The sequence below is a fragment of the Acinetobacter pittii genome, assembly GCF_022449185.1.
GTDB classification, from domain to species: Bacteria; Pseudomonadota; Gammaproteobacteria; order Pseudomonadales; family Moraxellaceae; genus Acinetobacter; species Acinetobacter pittii_I.
The window spans coordinates 1-18,766 of sequence record NZ_JAKUKO010000007.1 but is presented as its reverse complement, the minus strand read 5'-3'; the positions used below and the strand labels follow the sequence as shown (position 1 = coordinate 18,766).

At 39.5% G+C, this 18,766-nt stretch carries 18 protein-coding genes and 1 pseudogene; 11 read left to right on the top strand and 8 right to left on the bottom strand.

The window, feature by feature from the left end:
• Positions 1 to 23: 23 nt before the first annotated feature.
• From atpA to atpC, 4 genes are all read left to right on the top strand, one after another.
• Positions 24 to 1,568, top strand: coding sequence for a F0F1 ATP synthase subunit alpha (gene atpA, locus MKX14_RS14785; protein ID WP_002114049.1), 1,545 nt, complete (start codon positions 24 to 26; stop codon positions 1,566 to 1,568).
• Positions 1,569 to 1,645: 77 nt separating this feature from the next.
• Positions 1,646 to 2,515 carry a F0F1 ATP synthase subunit gamma gene (gene atpG / locus MKX14_RS14780; RefSeq protein WP_002114131.1) on the top strand — a complete coding sequence of 290 codons (870 nt, stop codon included), beginning with the start codon at positions 1,646 to 1,648 and terminating at the stop codon, positions 2,513 to 2,515.
• A 30-nt stretch (positions 2,516 to 2,545) separates the two neighbouring features.
• A complete protein-coding gene (gene atpD, locus MKX14_RS14775) occupies positions 2,546 to 3,940 on the top strand; it encodes a F0F1 ATP synthase subunit beta (RefSeq protein WP_240282803.1) in 1,395 nt (464 codons plus the stop codon).
• A gap of 17 nt (positions 3,941 to 3,957) precedes the next feature.
• Complete coding sequence (gene atpC, locus MKX14_RS14770; RefSeq protein ID WP_002114076.1) at positions 3,958 to 4,377, top strand: F0F1 ATP synthase subunit epsilon; 420 nt, start codon at positions 3,958 to 3,960, stop codon at positions 4,375 to 4,377.
• A gap of 56 nt (positions 4,378 to 4,433) precedes the next feature.
• Here atpC and MKX14_RS14765 read toward each other — a convergent pair whose 3' ends face one another.
• From MKX14_RS14765 to nepI, 4 genes are all read right to left on the bottom strand, one after another.
• Positions 4,434 to 5,021 carry a hypothetical protein gene (locus tag MKX14_RS14765; RefSeq protein ID WP_108008262.1) on the bottom strand — a complete coding sequence of 196 codons (588 nt, stop codon included), beginning with the start codon at positions 5,019 to 5,021 and terminating at the stop codon, positions 4,434 to 4,436.
• Positions 5,022 to 5,162: 141 nt separating this feature from the next.
• Positions 5,163 to 5,708, bottom strand: a complete 546-nt coding sequence (gene btuE, locus MKX14_RS14760) for a glutathione peroxidase (protein ID WP_108008246.1) — start codon at positions 5,706 to 5,708, stop codon at positions 5,163 to 5,165.
• Positions 5,709 to 5,828: 120 nt separating this feature from the next.
• The gene (locus MKX14_RS14755; RefSeq protein WP_032038558.1) at positions 5,829 to 6,593 is read right to left on the bottom strand and encodes an AraC family transcriptional regulator; all 765 of its coding nucleotides are present in this window, start codon (positions 6,591 to 6,593) and stop codon (positions 5,829 to 5,831) included.
• 21 nt (positions 6,594 to 6,614) lie between these two features.
• Positions 6,615 to 7,829: an MFS transporter gene (nepI, locus tag MKX14_RS14750; RefSeq protein WP_046813020.1), complete on the bottom strand. Its 1,215-nt coding sequence runs from the start codon at positions 7,827 to 7,829 to the stop codon at positions 6,615 to 6,617.
• Positions 7,830 to 7,964: 135 nt separating this feature from the next.
• Here nepI and MKX14_RS14745 point away from each other — a divergent pair, with 135 nt between their 5' ends.
• Positions 7,965 to 8,618 carry a TetR/AcrR family transcriptional regulator gene (locus tag MKX14_RS14745; RefSeq protein ID WP_240282802.1) on the top strand — a complete coding sequence of 218 codons (654 nt, stop codon included), beginning with the start codon at positions 7,965 to 7,967 and terminating at the stop codon, positions 8,616 to 8,618.
• Positions 8,619 to 8,721: 103 nt separating this feature from the next.
• Positions 8,722 to 9,642, top strand: coding sequence for a DMT family transporter (locus MKX14_RS14740; RefSeq protein ID WP_240282801.1), 921 nt, complete (start codon positions 8,722 to 8,724; stop codon positions 9,640 to 9,642).
• Between the two features lie 392 nt (positions 9,643 to 10,034).
• Here MKX14_RS14740 and yrdC read toward each other — a convergent pair whose 3' ends face one another.
• Genes yrdC through MKX14_RS14725 form a run of 3 tightly spaced genes read right to left on the bottom strand, consistent with a single transcriptional unit; the run spans position 10,035 to position 12,964 of the window.
• Entirely contained in the window at positions 10,035 to 10,604 is a 570-nt protein-coding gene (yrdC, locus tag MKX14_RS14735) for an L-threonylcarbamoyladenylate synthase (protein ID WP_046813023.1), read from the bottom strand.
• Positions 10,605 to 10,655: 51 nt separating this feature from the next.
• Positions 10,656 to 11,789, bottom strand: a complete 1,134-nt coding sequence (gene dprA, locus MKX14_RS14730) for a DNA-processing protein DprA (protein WP_240282800.1) — start codon at positions 11,787 to 11,789, stop codon at positions 10,656 to 10,658.
• A 20-nt stretch (positions 11,790 to 11,809) separates the two neighbouring features.
• Positions 11,810 to 12,964 carry a LysM peptidoglycan-binding domain-containing protein gene (locus tag MKX14_RS14725; protein ID WP_240282799.1) on the bottom strand — a complete coding sequence of 385 codons (1,155 nt, stop codon included), beginning with the start codon at positions 12,962 to 12,964 and terminating at the stop codon, positions 11,810 to 11,812.
• A gap of 122 nt (positions 12,965 to 13,086) precedes the next feature.
• On the opposite strand from MKX14_RS14725, the gene def reads away from it, so the two are divergent.
• The 4 genes from def to MKX14_RS14705 all read left to right on the top strand — a co-directional run bounded on the left by def (position 13,087) and on the right by MKX14_RS14705 (position 16,529).
• Positions 13,087 to 13,617, top strand: a complete 531-nt coding sequence (gene def / locus MKX14_RS14720) for a peptide deformylase (protein ID WP_078225483.1) — start codon at positions 13,087 to 13,089, stop codon at positions 13,615 to 13,617.
• 43 nt (positions 13,618 to 13,660) lie between these two features.
• Positions 13,661 to 14,086, top strand: a complete 426-nt coding sequence (locus tag MKX14_RS14715; RefSeq protein WP_002114087.1) for a DUF2946 family protein — start codon at positions 13,661 to 13,663, stop codon at positions 14,084 to 14,086.
• Positions 14,087 to 14,158: 72 nt separating this feature from the next.
• Positions 14,159 to 16,273 carry a TonB-dependent copper receptor gene (gene oprC / locus MKX14_RS14710; protein WP_240282798.1) on the top strand — a complete coding sequence of 705 codons (2,115 nt, stop codon included), beginning with the start codon at positions 14,159 to 14,161 and terminating at the stop codon, positions 16,271 to 16,273.
• A 49-nt stretch (positions 16,274 to 16,322) separates the two neighbouring features.
• On the top strand, positions 16,323 to 16,529 hold the full coding sequence (locus MKX14_RS14705; RefSeq protein ID WP_005072046.1) for a hypothetical protein: 207 nt from the start codon (positions 16,323 to 16,325) through the stop codon (positions 16,527 to 16,529).
• A 67-nt stretch (positions 16,530 to 16,596) separates the two neighbouring features.
• On the opposite strand, the gene MKX14_RS14700 is transcribed toward MKX14_RS14705, so the two are convergent.
• Positions 16,597 to 17,811, bottom strand: coding sequence for an oxygenase MpaB family protein (locus MKX14_RS14700; RefSeq protein ID WP_240282797.1), 1,215 nt, complete (start codon positions 17,809 to 17,811; stop codon positions 16,597 to 16,599).
• An 87-nt stretch (positions 17,812 to 17,898) separates the two neighbouring features.
• On the opposite strand from MKX14_RS14700, the pseudogene MKX14_RS14695 reads away from it, so the two are divergent.
• Positions 17,899 to 18,469: pseudogene (locus tag MKX14_RS14695) on the top strand (TetR/AcrR family transcriptional regulator).
• The last annotated feature ends 297 nt before the right edge of the window (positions 18,470 to 18,766 follow it).

The window sequence follows — 18,766 nt, the reverse complement described above, 5'->3', positions numbered from 1 at the left end:
ATAAAAGATTGAGGAATAGCGCAATGCAACAACTGAATCCATCCGAGATCAGTGCGCTCATTAAACAGCGTATCGGAGATCTGGACACCAGCGCGACCGCTAAAAACGAAGGTACCATTGTTATGGTATCCGACGGTATCGTGCGCATTCACGGTCTTGCTGATGCAATGTACGGTGAAATGATCGAATTCGACGGCGGCTTATTTGGTATGGCACTGAACCTAGAACAGGATTCAGTGGGTGCCGTTGTTTTAGGTAACTACCTAAGCCTTCAAGAAGGTCAAAAAGCTCGTTGTACAGGTCGTGTATTAGAAGTTCCAGTTGGTCCTGAACTTCTTGGCCGTGTTGTCGACGCTTTGGGTAACCCAATTGATGGTAAAGGCCCAATTGATGCGAAATTAACTGATGCTGTTGAAAAAGTAGCACCAGGCGTAATTTGGCGTCAATCTGTAGATGAACCTGTTCAAACTGGTTATAAATCAGTTGATACAATGATTCCTGTTGGCCGTGGCCAACGTGAGTTGATCATCGGTGACCGTCAAACTGGTAAAACAGCGATGGCGATCGATGCGATTATCGCTCAGAAAAACTCTGGCATTAAATGTGTATACGTTGCGATTGGTCAAAAACAATCAACAATTGCAAACGTTGTGCGTAAGCTAGAAGAAACTGGCGCTATGGCGTATACCACTGTTGTCGCTGCTGCGGCTGCTGATCCTGCTGCAATGCAGTACTTAGCTCCGTACTCTGGCTGTACAATGGGTGAATACTTCCGTGACCGCGGTGAAGACGCTCTTATTATTTATGATGATTTGTCTAAGCAAGCTGTTGCTTACCGTCAAATTTCATTACTTTTACGTCGTCCACCAGGTCGTGAAGCGTATCCGGGTGACGTATTCTATCTTCACTCACGTCTTCTTGAACGTGCTTCTCGTGTATCTGCTGACTACGTTGAGAAATTCACTAATGGCGCAGTAACTGGTCAAACTGGTTCTTTAACTGCATTGCCAATTATTGAAACTCAAGCAGGTGACGTATCTGCATTCGTACCAACGAACGTAATTTCGATTACTGACGGTCAGATCTTCTTAGAAACATCATTATTCAACGCAGGTATTCGTCCTGCTGTGAACGCGGGTATCTCTGTATCTCGTGTTGGTGGTTCTGCTCAAACTAAGATCATCAAAAAATTGTCTGGTGGTATCCGTACTGCTTTAGCACAATACCGTGAATTGGCTGCGTTTGCTCAGTTCGCTTCTGACCTTGACGAAGCAACTCGTAAGCAACTTGAACATGGTCAACGTGTAACTGAGTTAATGAAGCAAAAACAATATGCTCCTTACTCAATTGCTGACCAAGCTGTTTCTGTTTATGCATCTAACGAAGGCTACATGGCTGACGTAGAAGTTAAGAAAATCGTAGACTTTGATGCTGCGTTAATTTCTTACTTCCGCTCAGAATATGCTCCGTTGATGAAACAAATCGATGAAACTGGTGATTATAACAAAGACATCGAAGCAGCAATCAAAGCAGGTATTGAAAGCTTTAAAGCGACTCAAACTTACTAAGTTTAGTTTTAGTTAAGTTTGGTTCACGGATCAACCTTCGGAAGCTCGAAAGAGCTTTCGAATACTAGGTTAAGCGTATGGCAAATTTAAAAGAAATTCGCGCCAAAGTAGCTAGTATCAAGAGCACGCAAAAGATTACTCGCGCGATGCAAATGGTAGCTGCTTCTAAAATGCGTCGTGCGCAAGAGCGCATGGCTCAGGGCCGTCCGTATGCCGATAATATGCGCCGTGTAATTGCTCACTTGGTACAAGCAAACCCTGAATACAAACACCGTTATATGGTTGACCGCCCAGTTAAGCGTGTTGGCTATATCGTAGTGTCTTCAGATCGTGGTTTGGCAGGTGGCTTGAACATTAACTTGTTCAAGAAAGTTGTGCAGCATGTCAAAGCACAACAACAGCAGTCAATTGAAGTTGAATTTGCTTTAATTGGTCAAAAAGCGGTTTCGTTTTTTAAGAATTACGGCGGTAAAGTGCTCGGTGCAACTACCCAACTTGGCGATGCGCCGAGTTTGGAACAGTTAACTGGCTCAGTCCAAGTTATGCTTGATGCATTTGATAAAGGCGAATTAGATCGTATCTATCTCGTATCAAATGGCTTCGTTAATGCAATGACTCAGCAGCCTAAAGTAGAACAACTTGTTCCTTTAGCACCAGCAGAAGAAGGCGATGATCTCAACCGTACTTATGGTTGGGACTATATCTACGAACCAGAAGCAGAAGAATTGTTAAATGGTTTGTTGGTTCGCTATATCGAGTCTATGGTTTATCAAGGTGTGATTGAAAACGTTGCATGTGAGCAGTCAGCTCGTATGGTCGCGATGAAAGCAGCGACAGACAACGCAGGACAATTGATTAAAGACCTACAACTCATTTACAACAAGCTGCGTCAAGCCGCGATTACTCAGGAAATTTCCGAGATCGTTGGCGGTGCCGCTGCCGTTTAACATTATTAAGTTTGAATTGAGGAGACAGCAATGAGTAGCGGTCGTATCATTCAGATCATCGGCGCGGTTATCGACGTCGAGTTTGAGCGCAATAGCGTTCCTAAGATCTATGACGCTCTCCAAGTTGACGGTACTGAAACTACATTAGAAGTTCAGCAACAGCTTGGCGATGGTGTTGTTCGTACCATCGCAATGGGTTCTACAGAAGGTCTTAAACGTGGCCTTAATGTAACTAGCACAAATGCACCGATTTCTGTTCCAGTAGGTCCAGCTACGCTTGGTCGTATCATGGACGTTTTGGGTCGCCCAATTGATGAAGCAGGTCCGGTAGCGACTGAAGAGCGTTTGCCGATTCACCGTCAAGCCCCTTCTTATGCTGAACAAGCAGCTTCTACTGATCTTTTAGAAACTGGTATTAAAGTAATTGACTTACTTTGCCCGTTCGCAAAAGGTGGTAAAGTTGGTCTATTCGGTGGTGCTGGTGTTGGTAAAACCGTTAACATGATGGAGTTGATCAACAACATCGCTAAAGCTCACTCAGGTTTATCTGTGTTTGCTGGTGTTGGTGAGCGTACTCGTGAAGGTAACGACTTCTATCACGAAATGAAAGATTCTAACGTTCTTGACAAAGTAGCAATGGTCTACGGTCAGATGAACGAGCCACCAGGTAACCGTTTACGCGTAGCGTTAACTGGTTTGACTATGGCTGAATACTTCCGTGATCAAAAAGACGAAAATGGTAAAGGTCGTGACGTATTATTATTCGTCGACAACATCTACCGTTATACACTTGCGGGTACTGAAGTATCAGCATTGTTAGGTCGTATGCCGTCTGCGGTAGGTTACCAACCTACACTTGCAGAAGAAATGGGTGTTCTTCAAGAGCGTATTACATCTACTAAATCTGGTTCGATCACATCGATCCAAGCAGTATATGTACCTGCCGATGACTTAACAGATCCATCTCCTGCAACTACATTTGCTCACTTAGATGCAACAGTAGTATTGAGCCGTGACATCGCATCTTCTGGTATCTATCCAGCGATCGATCCACTTGACTCAACTTCACGTCAGTTAGACCCATTAGTTGTTGGTCAAGAGCACTATGAAATTGCGCGTGCAGTACAAAACGTATTGCAACGTTATAAAGAGCTTAAAGACATCATCGCAATCTTGGGTATGGATGAATTAGCTGAAGAAGATAAATTGGTTGTTTACCGTGCGCGTAAAATCCAACGTTTCTTCTCTCAACCATTCCACGTAGCTGAAGTGTTTACTGGTGCTCCTGGTAAATTAGTACCACTTAAAGAAACGATTCGTGGCTTTAAAGGTCTATTAGCTGGTGAATACGATCACATCCCAGAACAAGCGTTCTATATGGTTGGTGGTATTGACGAAGTGATTGTTAAAGCTGAGAAACTCTAATTTAAGGAGATCATCTCATGGCGACTATGCAATGTGATGTCGTAAGTGTTAAAGAGTCTATTTACTCTGGCGCAGTAACGATGTTAATCGCGAAAGGTGCTGGTGGTGAGCTTGGTATTTTGCCAGGACATGCTCCACTTGTAACCTTGCTTCAACCGGGCCCGATTCGTGTTCAGTTGGAAAATGGTACAGAAGAAATCGTCTATGTATCTGGCGGTGTTTTAGAAGTTCAACCTCATGTTGTAACGGTTCTTGCAGATACTGCAATCCGTGCTGACAACTTGGATGAAGCGGCAATTTTAGAAGCACGTAAAAATGCTGAACAATTGCTTGCAAACCAAAAGAGTGATTTGGACTCAGCTGCTGCGTTGGCTGCCTTGGCAGAAACCGCTGCACAGCTTGAAACTATCCGTAAAATCAAAAACCGCGCACTATAATTGCCGGTTTGAGATTGAAAAAGCCACCGTAAGGTGGCTTTTTTATAAGTTGTTTTTTAAGATTCAGTTTTTGAATCTGACTTTTCATCTCCTGCCATAATCATGGCAGCAAGCTTCACCATATCCATTTGAATGGTATTAAGCTGTTTTTCAATTTGGTCAAAATTAATTTGATCTAATTTCCCATTGAGTAATGGCATGCTAAGAGCTTGTTGGTTGGCATGTAATAAACTTTGGCGAATATTCTCAATTTCCTGACTTTTGATATCTAAAGTCAAAAGTGCTTGATTTAAACCTTCTAGTTGCTGTTTTAACGTAGTGACGGTAGTTTTTAGTTCATTCTGATTCTTATCTTGGATGGCTTTTTCAACATCAAGCTGAGTATCTTTAAGCTGTTCAACATAGTCACCAGCTTTAAGCTGTAAATTAGCAGCGTCGCGGACCATATAAAAAATATTGCCGCTTTTAAGTTCGGCTTTGTTGGGTGCAATTTCTGACTCTTGTTGTTCAATGTTTTGGTCAGATGCCTGTTCAGTCTTTTCTTGTTCGGTAGCATGGTCTTGTGCCTGATCGCACCCGAGTAAAAGCATGCCTGAGGCAAAAATTACAAAAGGAAGAAATGCGCCCTGTAAAACTTTTTTCATAACTACAAACAACATCAAATAAAGCAAATAGATACTATAGGCATAAAATATGAAGAAAGATTGTATTTTTGCAAACGAACAACACTTTGAGGCGAACATAAAAAAGAGCGTATAAAACGCCCTTTCTCACATTTTAATATATTATTTTGCTAACTCTGCTTCAACTGCTTTAACGATTTGTTCATCGTCTGCTGTTAGGTTTGGAGCAAAGCGAGCTACGACTTCGCCATTTTTATTAATTAAAAACTTTTCGAAGTTCCATAAAACTTCTGGAGCAGGGTTGGTTGGAATACCTAAGCTTTCTAAACGCTCACGGAAAGGACCTTCACCAGTGCGTTCCGGCTGAGCCGCTGTCAAAGTTTGGTAAAGTGGGTGCTTATCTTCGCCGACTACAGAAACCTTAGAAAATAAAGGGAAATGAACATCATAATTTAATGAACAGAACTGTTGAATTTCTTCATCAGAACCTGGTTCTTGCTCTTTAAAGTTGTTTGCTGGGAAACCTAAAATTTCAAGACCTTGGTCTTTTTTTGCTTGGTAAAGTTTTTCTAAGCCTTCGTATTGTGGAGTTAAACCACATTTAGAAGCAGTATTTACGATAAGTAGAACTTTACCTTTGTATTGTTCGAGGTCAACCGTTTCGCCTGAAATAGCTTTTACTGGAATGTGATATACAGATTGTGTCATGAGTCTTTCCTAAAGATTGTAATTGATATCAAGTAACGCATTTGTTTTAACTGCTATTGAGGGGTAGTGCAATAATATTCGTGTTCAAAAAAGAAAAAGTTTTTAAAGATAAACTGAATTCTAGTTATTTCTGATTTGGATAGGTGTTTGCCCAGTGTAACGTTTAAAAAATTCAATAAAACTTGAGCTATGTTGATAACCTAAATCGTATGCTAAACGCTTGATAGACGTCCCTTGGCGAATCTGATGAATGGCATAAACAATTTTGGCCCGATTTCTCCATTCGGACAATGAAAGCTGAAGCTCTTGTTGACTCAAACGTAATAAGTGGCGATCACTGACCGAAAAGTTTTGTAGTAACTGCTGTAAAGACTGATCAAAAAGTAAAGGATCTGAAAGTTTTTCTAAAATAGGCAATAAAACAGGATGCCGCGTTTGCGGTAAATAATGTGAATATGCAGGAGCTTGTTTGAGTTGATCGAATAAAACTTGTAAAAGATGTTCTAAGTATTCAGGTTGTTCGGTTTGTTTTTGCTGCTCTAGAATTTGTAAAACTAAAGTGCGAAAAAAAGGCTGAATACTAAAGCATCGACAGCTATTTCCTAAAATAGAGCATAGGCGAGGGTGCAGTCGAATACAGATATAATGAATTTCATGGTCGATATGGGTTGACTGATGAACAGTTTGAGGTGGAATCCAAAGACCATAGCTAGGTGGAGAAAGGTATAGCTGTTCTTCAATCTCCATTTCTAATATGCCATTTAAACTGAAATTAAAATCTCCCCAAAGAGATGCATGAGGACGAACAATATCTTCTTTTTGGTATAGAAATTCATGAACTTCTATACTGTTTAATAATGAAAATTGCTGATCCTCATTGTTCATCTATATGCTCTGACTCATATTTTAATTTTCACAAGTAGCTTTAGGGTTATTAAGACCTTTTGCTAAGGTGAATGTACTTAGTAATGCTAAGGCAACGAAGCTTAATACACCATAAATTAAAGTATTTTCATTGAAATGATCAACTACATATCCCCCTAATAATGAACCTGTCGCAATCATCACCTGAAACATACCTACAAAAAGCGGCATACCTTTTTCAACTGCATTTGGCGCATGTACAAACATCCAAATATTCGCTGAGGTAGGGAAGGCGCCAAATGCAAATCCCCATAACGCGGTTAAGACAATAGCACCAAACTCATGAACGGCAAAAAGAGGAAATCCAAAGAATACGATTGCAAAGCATGTACCCACAAAAGCTAATGTATAACGGACATTTAGATTCCCACTATATCCGGCAAAAGCATTTCCGAAAATACCAGCAATTCCATAGAGCAATAATAATGAACTAATGGTTGTCCCATTAAAACCAGCAACATTTTTAAAGAAAGGTGCTAAATAGCTATAGGCACAAAAGTGAGCGAGTCCGATCAATAAAACAATCAACATGCCACTACGTGCTTTAGGAGTGCGTAATAGGGCTGGCAAATCTTTCATGTGAATTGCCGAATCTGGTACAAGTTTAGGTAAAAAGATTAATTGTAAGATTAAAACAACTAAGCCAATGCCTGCAGTAATTCCAAAAGCACTACGCCAGCCATAAAACTCGCTTAACCAAGTTCCAATCGGTACACCTAGAACTGTAGCAAAAGTCACACCTGCCATCACGACCGCAGTTGCTTTAGCAATAGGAAGGTGTGAGGGAGCTAATTTTCCACTTAGAGCAATGGCGGTCGCCCAGAAACCACCAATTGAAATACCTAAAATTAAGCGACTTAACAATAAAATATGAAAGTTTTCAGCAAATGCGGTAATGGTATTGGCAATAACCATAATAGCTGTCAGCAAGATAAGCACATAACGCCGATCAAGTTGTTTTACTGATACAGGCAATAGAGGGGCTGCAATTGCTGCCATAATGCCGGGTACGGTAATAATCAGGCCTGCTGTACCTACAGAAATATTTAAATCTGTTGCGACACTATTTAAAACGCCAACGGGTAAAAATTCACTTGTAACTAAGGCAAATGCTGCGATAGAAACGGCCAAAATGGCAAACCAGCTTCCTTGAGTGGAGGTCGTGGGTCGCGCTTTAGAGATAGACGATTGGTCCATAGGAAATCCTTACTTGGCTAAATTTGGAGTAAAGAAAGGCAATTTATTAATTAACTAACGATCATTATGAAAATAAAATAGTTGATAAAAAATCGAACGTCAATTAATTTAATAACGATTGTTATAAAAATAGATGTGATCTTTATGACAAATAGGCATGAAACGAATTTAGCTGTTACAGAAGATACGCTGAAAAAAAAGCGCGGACGTCCTAAATGCTTTGATGAACAAGAGGTTTTGCAAAAAGCAATGTTGCTCTTTTGGGAGCATGGCTATGAAGCAACGTCTATTAGTGATTTAACGCAAGCTTTGGAAATTACAGCACCTAGCCTATATAGTGCTTTTGGTGATAAGGCAGGGCTGTTTTATAAAAGTATTGATTACTATTTAGCTCATGAAGGATGTCCGATTGACACTATATTTGTAGAAGCAAAAACTGCAAAAATTGCTGTTGAGTTATATCTTTATGACATTGTTAAAAGATTGGTTCAGCCCAATAAGCCAGCAGGTTGTATGGTGGTCGTTGCGGCTATGAATTGCTCAGATGCGACTCAAGATGTACAGCAAAATCTATTAGATAAGCGCATAAAGACCAAAGAAAAATTATTAAAACGTCTTCAGCAAGGGGTAGAGCAAGGGGATTTATCTTCTCATGCACCTTTACAGGAAATGACTGATTTTTATACTACTGTCATTCAAGGCCTTACCATTCAAGCAAGAGACGGTGCGAGTAGCGAGCAATTACATAAAGTGGTAGGTCATGCCGTGAAAGCTTGGACATTATTCTAAAAAGGATAATGTCCTAAGTTCGATATCAATGTCGGAAATACGATATTTCAATTTATTAAGACATTCTTCAAAATAAAATCTCTTTTGTAGATGGTGTATTGCTATGAGTCAGGTCATGAAATATCACAAATGGGCGTTTATTTTTCCCATTTTGGCAGTATTGATTTGGTCTTTAAATATTGTAGTCACCCGCTATGTCTCGGATTATATCTCTCCGGTAAGTATTAGTTTTTATCGGTGGTTAATCGCTTTTATTATTTTGACTCCATTTATGTTTATGTCTGTGTGGAGACAAAGACGACTAGTAATACCATATTTACCTAAGCTTGCTGTGTTAAGTGCATTTGGGATGGTGCTTTATCAAGGGCTTGCTTATACGGCTGCCCATTATACCAGTGCAACCAATATGGGAATTGTGAATGCATTTATTCCTATATTCACGATCTTTGTTTCGCTTGTCATTTTAAAAGATGTGCCTAATCGCTTTGCAGTTTTTGGCAGTATTCTATCTTTTGCAGGTTTGTTATATGTCATGTCCCAAGGAAATATTAATAAGCTTTTAAGTGGTGGCGGACACCTTGGTGATGTATTGATGATTATTGCCGTATTCTTCTATGCATTTTATGGAGTATTCCTTAAAAAATGGCAGTTGCCTCTCCCAATTATGACAAGCTTATATGTTCAGATTGGATTTTCTGTAATATTTCATATTCCTTTAATTCTCTGGTTTGGACTCGATGCTTTAAATGTACAAAATGCACCAAGTGCTATTTATGCAGGTGTATTTGCTTCACTTATTGCGCCGTTAGTTTGGATGTTAGCTGTTCAACAACTCGGTCCTAATAGAACAAGTATTTTTATGAACTTGGTGCCTGTCTTTACAGCAGTTATTGCAAGTGTCTGGTTGTCTGAGCAGTGGACCATTTATCACACGCTAGGTGGGATTGTTATTTTAATTGGTATCATTATGGCTCAGAAGAAGGTGATTGCTAAAAAGAGCGAATTAGTGCAAGAACAAAACTAAATTCGGTAAAAAAACTATGGCATATTTTGGAAAAAACTGATGAAAATATGCCAATTTTTTCTTAGTTAAAGTTTTTCTATATGATTTAAAAATAGTTTATAAAAATAGGTTGTAATATAAACATTAAAAAAGCCGAGTAAAAATATTAATATAATTTTAATTTATAGGCAAAAGAACGTAAATTCCCTACACTTTTCATGCTTTTTTTAGAGAAATAATATATTTCTCTCATTGAACCTCTTACCACATAATAGCGGCCACTACGAAAGGCGCTCTTTTCTTTGTAAATTACCTTTCGTTCCACAGATATCTAGACCCTCTGGATGTGGTATGTACCCATCCTTTTTTATGCTCAGTTATCCCTATATAACTGAGCTTTTTTTTGTTTGAAATTAGGCGCGAATAATCTCTCTGGTAAGAGCGTTAATGATCCGGCTTGGTTGTTGGCTCTGGCCTAAGTCACCATTCAGATAGTTTAATTGTGAACCAAAGTATTGGCAGGCATCCTGTAGTGAGTGTGCAGGTTCTTGTCCACTTGGGTTCGCACTAGTCGAGACAATAAAGCCATGAAAAGCATTGCATAATGCCACACATAAAGGATGTGTAGTGACTCGAACAGCGACAAGAGGATGCTCACCTTTAATCCATGAAGGAATATGTTCACCGGCTGGTAATAGCCAAGTTGTTGCTCTTTCTGAGGGTTGATGATTAGACCAACAATCAATAATTTCTTGTTGGGTTGTTTGAGGTAGAGAAGTTAGCAGGTGCTCGACTTGGCTAATATGACCTGCTAATAAAATTACACCCTTTTCAATAGGCCTTTGCTTTAGTTCAAGAATCTTTTGAAAAGCTTGCTCATTAAAAGGGTCGCAACCTAGCCCCCAAACTGCCTCAGTTGGATATGCCAAAACTTGACCTTGTTGTAAACATTCGGCTGCTTCGGTAACTGAGGTGGTAATCATGGTAATACTCTTCCTTTCAATCAGACAGAATTGCTATTGTGCGCTCCAATACTAAGAACGACAACGTAAATACAATCCTGATTGTTGCATACATAAACCAAGTAGTTCTAGTTCCATCAGTGAAGAGGTGAGTTCTGCAACAGGCTGAGAGTGATGTAAGACAAGCTGATCAATATTTTGTCCGACCCAGTCTAAAGATTGATAAAGGTTAATTAAATGCTCAGGAATTTCTGGGGTACTAGAAACTACAGCCTCCTCGATAGAGTTTTGTTGCTGACTTTGCCACTGAGTTGGTAAAGCAAGGTCTTCAATAATTTGTTCAGGATGATCGACTAAAATTGCTCCCTCACGAATAAGTTGATGGCAACCTTGATGAAACTCACTGTAAATATGACCAGGAATGGCAAATACAGTCTTACCTTGTTCAGCAGCTTTGTTCGCAGTGATGAGAGAACCACTTTTTAATGTAGCTTCTACCACTAACACACCTAAACTCAGACCGCTGACAATTCGGTTTCTACGTGGGAAATGCTGTTGTAATGGAGGTGTTCCAGGCAAAAACTCAGTAATAATCGCCCCGTTTTGAGCCAAAATATGTTCTGCAAGTTTTTTATTTTGAGCAGGGTAGGTACTGTCTAAACCAGTTCCTGTTACTGCAATTGTACGTTGATGTGCTGATGCTCCTTGGTGAGCAGCTTCATCAATACCATATGCCAAGCCGCTACTCACATAAAAACCTTTTTCACTTAAGTAGTAGGCAAAATCATAAGCAACCTGACGACCATGTGGGCTTGGTTTTCGACTGCCTACTATCGCAATTTGTGGTTGTAATAAAGCTTGTGCCTGACCTTTTCCAAAAATGATAGGTGGGTGATCTGTATAAGGTAGTAACTGAGTGGGATAGCCTGAGTCATCTGCTATTAAAATAAAATCAGTATGCTGATGGATCTGTTGAATCAGTTTTTCAAACTGAGCTTGACCTTGAGCGGTTTGAAATTCAGCTACACGTTTTAAATGATTAGCGTGTAAACCAAGACTGGACCACTGTGCCAGATTAGCTGACTGGACTGCCTTTTCACAGTTACCAAAATAATCGACAATTTTTTTGAAGCTGACTAAAGAGTGTTGCACCAAATACCACACTTTAAGCGTGTGGTAATGGTGTGAAGGAAGTTGAGTAAGCATTGTAAAAGGTACATCCAGCATTAATCATTAAAGCGGGGTGGCTGAATGCTTGAACCAACTTTAACTGGTAAATCGCTTTCTAATACGTAGGCATAACTCAACTGATCAAAAGTTCTAAAGACCATTAGACTACCAATTTGTTGTCCTGGTAACTGTATTGGTTCTTTGGTTTTAGGATCTCGAATGGTTTCACCTTGTTGCGTAATATCAAAAACTTGTCCTACTTGAATACCTTGTGCCATACCTCGATCTAAAGTCACCACACTATTTTTGGCAGCAGTACCGATTGATCCCATTACACGAATAATTTTGCCGCCATCGGTCATCTGAGTAGCGTCTACTGGATAAAATAAAGTAGGTAGGGTTGCCTCTTCTTCTGGCATCACCCGATCACCACGACGTACTTCGGAATTGTAGCTATCAGTTAACTCAAGCGTTGTTATGTCTTTTTCAGAAGAGATCGCAATCCCTGAAGCAACTTGTTGCAGCTCAATACCTAGACTATGCTTTTTACCTTTACTGTCTGTGAAATAATAAGGTTCACCTTCACGATAAACTGCATAACGTTGACCATCAATTAAACCTTGTCCGCGCGCATAAATAGTTTGACCTTTTGCCGCAAGCACGCGTTGATCAGCAGTACCAACAATATAAGGAGTGTGTTCAATTGCGTCGGCTGGCAAAATTGTGCTGTGTTCTAACCATTGTTTGATATGTTCAAGAGGAATAACAGGTACGTTATTGTTAAGTGACTCCACACGAACTTGAGGTTGTAAATTTGTCATTTGGCCTGTGTAACGGCGAATAATGCCGACACAGCCATCTCCTTCATCTTTTCCAACCAATGGACGGCCATCTAAACTACACAGCAGTAATCGATCACCAGGATAAATCCAGTGTGGATTTTTGACATGCTGATTATTTGCCCAAATTTCAGGCCAGCGCCAAGGTTTACTCAGAAAGTGACCAGAAATATCCCATAGCGTATCTCCTCGTTTTACAACGTAGACATGTGGTGCATTACTTCTAAGAGAGGGTGGATTATGGTTCGGACTAGCAGCATAAGTCTCTGCTATCGTACCGAAAGCAACCCCTGTAAAAAGTGCTAAAGCAAGTAAATGCTTTTTTATCCCCAAAGCATGAAATTGAACCATGCCGTCAAAAACCTTTTTCATTATGATAATTCCTAAAAATTATGCGTGCAGATGCGTTATAATAGGCGGCTAACACACAATTTTTCGATGAAGTATTTCCTTCATTTGGTTTTTCAATCAATGGCATAAGTGAGGACGTCAGTATGGCCTTATTACCTATTTTAAGTTTTCCTGATCCCCGTCTTCGTACCATTGCTAAGCCTGTTGAAGAAGTTACTGATGAAATTCGTCAACTTGCAGCAGATATGCTTGAAACCATGTATGCGGCACCCGGTATTGGTTTAGCAGCTTCTCAGGTCGATCGTCATATTCAGCTTATCGTCATAGATTTGTCTGAATCTAAAGATGACCCTATGGTTTTCATTAACCCCAAAATAACTCCACTGACAGAAGATAAGCAGCAGTACGAAGAAGGCTGCCTATCGGTGCCACAAATATACGACAAAGTTGAGCGCCCGTCACGTGTGAAAATTGAGGCAATTAACCTTGAAGGTCAAGCATTTGAGATAGAAGCTGATGGACTTCTCGCTGTTTGTATCCAACATGAAATGGATCACTTAAATGGCAAATTATTTGTGGATTATTTGTCGCCACTTAAACGTCAGCGTGCTCGAGAAAAAGTCGAAAAAGTTGTTCGTCAACGTGAACGTGAAAAAATTGCAGTAAAACGTTAAAAATTTCTATTCTTGAAACATTAATGTAGTGTGGATGTGATTTTTGGTTTTTCGTAGTGGTTTACTGCTTGCATGTGCAGCAGTATTTTTACAGGTCGCGGTATTTCTACAGCCGCTATTACCGAAGCAGTATCAAATTGCTCCGGTCTGTGAAACTATTACCCTCGCTTTGCTTAAACCTAAAGCACAGATGGAAACCATGTCACATGCCATGCATTCACATCATGAACATCATATTGAACAGGCACAAGCCTCTGGGCAACATGATCATCATGATGCAAATCACCAGTGTCAATATTGTACCGTCTATGCCAATCTGGTTTTGCCACCTGAATTTGGTGTAAAAGAAGTTTTAGTCCGTATACAAGTCCGCTTAGTCGCTTATCAACAAGCATTTAGACATGTCTACTTTGCACTACAGCGACTTTTTCTACTCCCGCAAGGGCGTGCACCACCTCTATTTGCATAAATAAAAGCAATTTTTTGTTGGGGTCTTAACTGACTTCGATATCACTTTATTTATGTTTTAGAGCGTATAAAAATGCCACATTCTAAATTTTTACTACAACCTTTATGGGTTGCGATGTTTGCTGTCTCTCATTCGGGACTAGTTTTTGCTAATTCAGAAAAAAATGATGCCGATACCCAAGCGCTTCACTCATTAGCACCTATTGTTGTTACAGCACAACAAGGCAACGATGCAAATGGCTTGATTGTATATGCAGACCCAAAGCAACCGATTCAGCCAGTACCTGCTACAGATGGAGCAGACTATCTACAAAGTATTATGGGTTTTAACTCAATACAAAGCGGTGGAACAAATGGTGATGTGACATTCCGAGGTATGTTTGGTTCACGCATCAAAATTCTAACGGATGGCACAGAGAACTTAGGTGCCTGCCCAAATCGTATGGATGCTCCAACTTCTTATATTTCACCAGAAAGTTATGATCGTATTTCTGTCATTAAAGGTCCGCAAACAGTTCAATATGCCAATACAGGTTCGGCAGCAACAGTCCTTTTTGAACGACAGCCTGAGAAACTTACCTCTGAAAAACCTTATCGTGGACAAGCAAGTGTTTTACTAGGTTCATATGGACGTATTGACCATAATGTTGAAGCGGCAGTGGGCGATGAGAAAAAATATATCCGTTTAAATGCCAACCGTTCAGAGTCGAATAGTTATCAAGATGGTGATGGAAATACCGTGCCTTCTGCATGGAAAAAGTGGAATGCTGATGTAGCACTTGGCTTTACTCCAGATGAAAACACGTGGGTGGAACTCACTGGTGGAAAATCTGATGGTGAATCGCTTTATGCTGGACGTTCAATGGACGGATCTCAATTTGCGCGTGAAAGCTTAGGGCTACGTTTCGAAAAGAAAAATATCACTGATGTCATTAAGAAAATTGAAGGGCAGGTGAACTACAGCTATAACGACCATATTATGGATAACTTTAGCTTGCGCATACCGCCATTAGTTGAAATGAATCATGGTGGGATGACCATGCTGATGCCGAATCCGATGGCAATGCAAGTGACACGCCGTACATTAAACTCACGTTTGGCAATGACTTCTGAATGGAACAAATGGAGTTTGATCACAGGCATTGATTCTCAATTTAATAAACATGGCGGTAGCATGTCATCGCCAACAATGCCTTCTATGAATATTCCATATCGCCAAGATATGCGTTTTCAATCATATGGTGCTTTTGGCGAACTGGGCTATCAATGGAACGATTTCAACAAACTGGTTACAGGTGCACGTTTAGATCGAGTCACAGTTGAAGATGAGCGCGCTGATTCTCAAGCAAAAGGTTTTAATACTAAACTTGAAAAGACTTTACCGAGTGCATTTGTCCGTTGGGAAAATCAACATCCTGAGCATGACCTAAAAAGCTATATTGGTTTAGGTTATGTAGAGCGTATGCCTGATTATTGGGAGCTTTTCTCGCCTAAACACGGTAATGCTGGCTCAACCAATACGTTTAACGGTGTAAATCCTGAGAAAACATTACAGTTAGATATGGGCTTCCAGCAGCAACATGGTGCTTTAAATACATGGGCTTCTGCTTATGCAGGCTTAGTAGATGACTACATTTTAATGAGTTATCACCATCACCCAAGTACTGGAATGGGTGGGCATGATATGAGCCATGATATTACTGCGGGTGCTAAAAATGTTGATGCAACCATCGCAGGTGCGGAAGCGGGTGTTGGATATCAATTTACCGATCATATTCAGGCAGATTTGAGTGCGATGTATGCATGGGGTAAGAACACCACAGATGACAAACCACTACCTCAAATTTCACCTTTAGAAGGTCGCTTAAATATTCGCTATGTGGCTGATAAATATAATTTAGGATTATTATGGCGAGCGGTTGCTGAGCAAAACCGCGTGAGTTTACATCAGGGTAATATCGTGGGATATGACTTAAAACCAAGTAAAGGTTTTTCGACTCTTTCTCTAAACGGAAGTTACAACCTTCGTAAAGATATCGATGTCTCTGTTGGTATCGATAACGTATTAGATAAGACCTATACCGAACACTTAAACAAAGCGGGTAGTGCAGGCTTTGGATTTGCGAGCGAAGAGCAGTTTAACAATATCGGAAGAAATTACTGGGTTCGTATGAGCATGAAGTTTTAATAAGCCGTAGTGAATGAACTGAAAATATTAATTTAAAGAGAGAAATGAAATGACTAATAAATTATCGCCTGAACAATCTTGGTGGGGATGGAAGTTACTTATTGTGGCTTCTATCTTGAGTTTATTGTTTATGATTATTTTTTACTTGGCCATCAACAATGAACCTGACTACATGCCAAGTCAGAAAAAGAAGCAGATGATGGAGTCACACGAGCAAATGAATCACGCTGAAATGCACAGTTCATCAGCTCAATAAGTTCCTTAATATTTGAAAATGGAAGTCTAATTAACGGGCTTCCATTTTTGTTTTTAAGTTTTAAAAGTTATTGATGCATACTCGCTAAGGTTTTTGCCTTACCTTGATTCTGATAAAGCGTTAAGCCAAGTTTTTGTATATTACGGCCTGATTTAGATAAAAACTTTTCAACTTTTGGTGAAAGCTTTGCACCATTATAAAGTAGTGAATTACGCACAATTAGATAATAAGCAAACCATGAGGCAGACTGCTGAGGCAATCCGAGTAGTTTCATTCTCTTCTTGCCAATAAAAAATTGGGTAAGTTCTAAATGTTGTCGATAAGCAAGCTTCTGCTGCAAAGAACGTAAATGTAGATATTTTCTCTCAAAAGGCTCTTTGGATAAGCTTGATCCTAACTCAACACTGCTGTGATCGGAGCGAGGGTGAGCAAACTGCATCCAGTAAAGTAACCTCCAACCCTCAGATTCAGATTGAATAAGCCATTTTTCATCAATACCCATCAACCAGCCAACATAACGCCAAAAATGTAAAAAACTCTTGGCTTCTTGCTTGGTCGGCCATACACCTAAAGCCCTAATACCGAGTAAAACTACACTGCTAAAAGCCAAATTAGTCATTGCTAAATCAAATTGATTAAGTGGAATTCCCCAAACTTCACTATCCCAACGATCAGACTTTTTTAATTGTCGGCGAACGAGTGCATGAATAAAGCGAACATAAATCGTTGATGTAAAACCTGCGCTTAGACGCTCAAGTCCTTGAGGTTCAGTAATATCAACCCACCATTTAGTGGTTTCAGCTAAACGAGTACCTGCCTGTTTCTTTAATGCACCCGTTAAAATTAGCGGCTGATTAAATCCCGGATATAAATATCCCGCCATTAAGGATAAATCTCTAAGAATAAAACCATTATTTATTCCTAAATGATGAGTAAATTTAACAGCCTCATCAATTTGACGCTGATCTAACCATTTAGGCTTTTGTTCAATGTAATTAAAGAAATTTTCTAACTCGGTAGGTATAGGCTCAGATAGATTATCGCGGCCTTGAAATAATATCTTCTCAAAAATCATGCGGTGATTTTTGGGATTTTGCATAACCCAATCAATCACCTGATCCATTTCAATATCCCCTTCATAAAGAGCATGTTGTAAAGACATATATTCCGTATAGTTTGGTTGTACAGGTTTTTCACAACAGATATTTAAAAACTGAGTAAAGAAATTACTGTCTTGCATATCATTAAAAGAAGCAAGTCGAGTCGGGCTAATCATTTGCATATCGTTACTTACTTATTGAACTGAATAATAAATAGGCTAATATGAATAATTATTCGCATTCAATTCGCATTTAATGAATAAAAAACGATGAGAAAAGCCCCACAGCAACAGCGTTCAAAAATTATTGTTGACCATATTTTAGAGGCGACACAGCAGTGTATCGCCCAGTATGGATTACTACATACGACGACACCTAAAATTGCAGAGAAATCTGGAGTAAGTGTTGGGTCGATTTACCAATACTTTGAGAATAAAGATCAAATCATAGAAGAACTATTGCGCCGTAAAAGCGAATTGCTGGGGCAACAACTTAAAGAGTTGGTTGTGCGGCAAGGAAATATTCCTTTAGAGCTGCTTATTCCCTTAGCAATAGAGTTGGGATTTAATGCATTAAAAGCCGATCATGGATTTTTTATAGAAGTGCTGAAACACTGGCATGACTATAGTCATTCGCAAGCTGCTCAGATTTTAGAAAAGCATTTTTTTGAAGTAGGGCTATATACATTCAGTAGAAATCCTCATCAGTGGGACTTCGAACAGGTAAAGCATAAATCCTTTGTAATTATTAATAGTACGCTTTTTACGATGATGCGATATGTGAGTCAGAACAATTTTCTTATCTCAGAACAACAACTTAAACGCGAATTATCGAGCATGATACTGGCTTATTTAGGCCAAAAATAAAAAATTAAAATAATTATTAATATAAAACAATAGTTTAACTTGTGATATGGTTTAAAAGTAAACGCTCAAGTCATTATTTTTTAATTTTCGCTTGCAAAGGTAAGTTAATGGTCTATAATGCACATCCATCGGCGGTGATGCAGATAGAAACTTGTTGAAAAACAGTTACTTGTGATTAAGTTGATTGCTTTAAGTGATGAATTTGATGGTAAGTTGGTTTGAGAGATAAGTTTTAAAAATATCGAAATTACCTGTTGACTTTTAAGAGATT

What these genes read in the sequence shown, in the direction of transcription:
- atpA (WP_002114049.1), top strand. Translation starts at nt 24, where the DNA reads ATGCAACAACTGAATCCATCCGAGATCAGTGCGCTCATTAAACAGCGT.
- atpG (WP_002114131.1), top strand. Translation starts at nt 1,646, where the DNA reads ATGGCAAATTTAAAAGAAATTCGCGCCAAAGTAGCTAGTATCAAGAGC.
- atpD (WP_240282803.1), top strand. Translation starts at nt 2,546, where the DNA reads ATGAGTAGCGGTCGTATCATTCAGATCATCGGCGCGGTTATCGACGTC.
- atpC (WP_002114076.1), top strand. Translation starts at nt 3,958, where the DNA reads ATGGCGACTATGCAATGTGATGTCGTAAGTGTTAAAGAGTCTATTTAC.
- MKX14_RS14765 (WP_108008262.1), bottom strand. Translation starts at nt 5,021, where the DNA reads ATGAAAAAAGTTTTACAGGGCGCATTTCTTCCTTTTGTAATTTTTGCC.
- btuE (WP_108008246.1), bottom strand. Translation starts at nt 5,708, where the DNA reads ATGACACAATCTGTATATCACATTCCAGTAAAAGCTATTTCAGGCGAA.
- MKX14_RS14755 (WP_032038558.1), bottom strand. Translation starts at nt 6,593, where the DNA reads ATGAACAATGAGGATCAGCAATTTTCATTATTAAACAGTATAGAAGTT.
- nepI (WP_046813020.1), bottom strand. Translation starts at nt 7,829, where the DNA reads ATGGACCAATCGTCTATCTCTAAAGCGCGACCCACGACCTCCACTCAA.
- MKX14_RS14740 (WP_240282801.1), top strand. Translation starts at nt 8,722, where the DNA reads ATGAGTCAGGTCATGAAATATCACAAATGGGCGTTTATTTTTCCCATT.
- yrdC (WP_046813023.1), bottom strand. Translation starts at nt 10,604, where the DNA reads ATGATTACCACCTCAGTTACCGAAGCAGCCGAATGTTTACAACAAGGT.
- dprA (WP_240282800.1), bottom strand. Translation starts at nt 11,789, where the DNA reads ATGCTTACTCAACTTCCTTCACACCATTACCACACGCTTAAAGTGTGG.
- MKX14_RS14725 (WP_240282799.1), bottom strand. Translation starts at nt 12,964, where the DNA reads ATGAAAAAGGTTTTTGACGGCATGGTTCAATTTCATGCTTTGGGGATA.
- def (WP_078225483.1), top strand. Translation starts at nt 13,087, where the DNA reads ATGGCCTTATTACCTATTTTAAGTTTTCCTGATCCCCGTCTTCGTACC.
- oprC (WP_240282798.1), top strand. Translation starts at nt 14,159, where the DNA reads ATGCCACATTCTAAATTTTTACTACAACCTTTATGGGTTGCGATGTTT.
- MKX14_RS14705 (WP_005072046.1), top strand. Translation starts at nt 16,323, where the DNA reads ATGACTAATAAATTATCGCCTGAACAATCTTGGTGGGGATGGAAGTTA.
- MKX14_RS14700 (WP_240282797.1), bottom strand. Translation starts at nt 17,811, where the DNA reads ATGCAAATGATTAGCCCGACTCGACTTGCTTCTTTTAATGATATGCAA.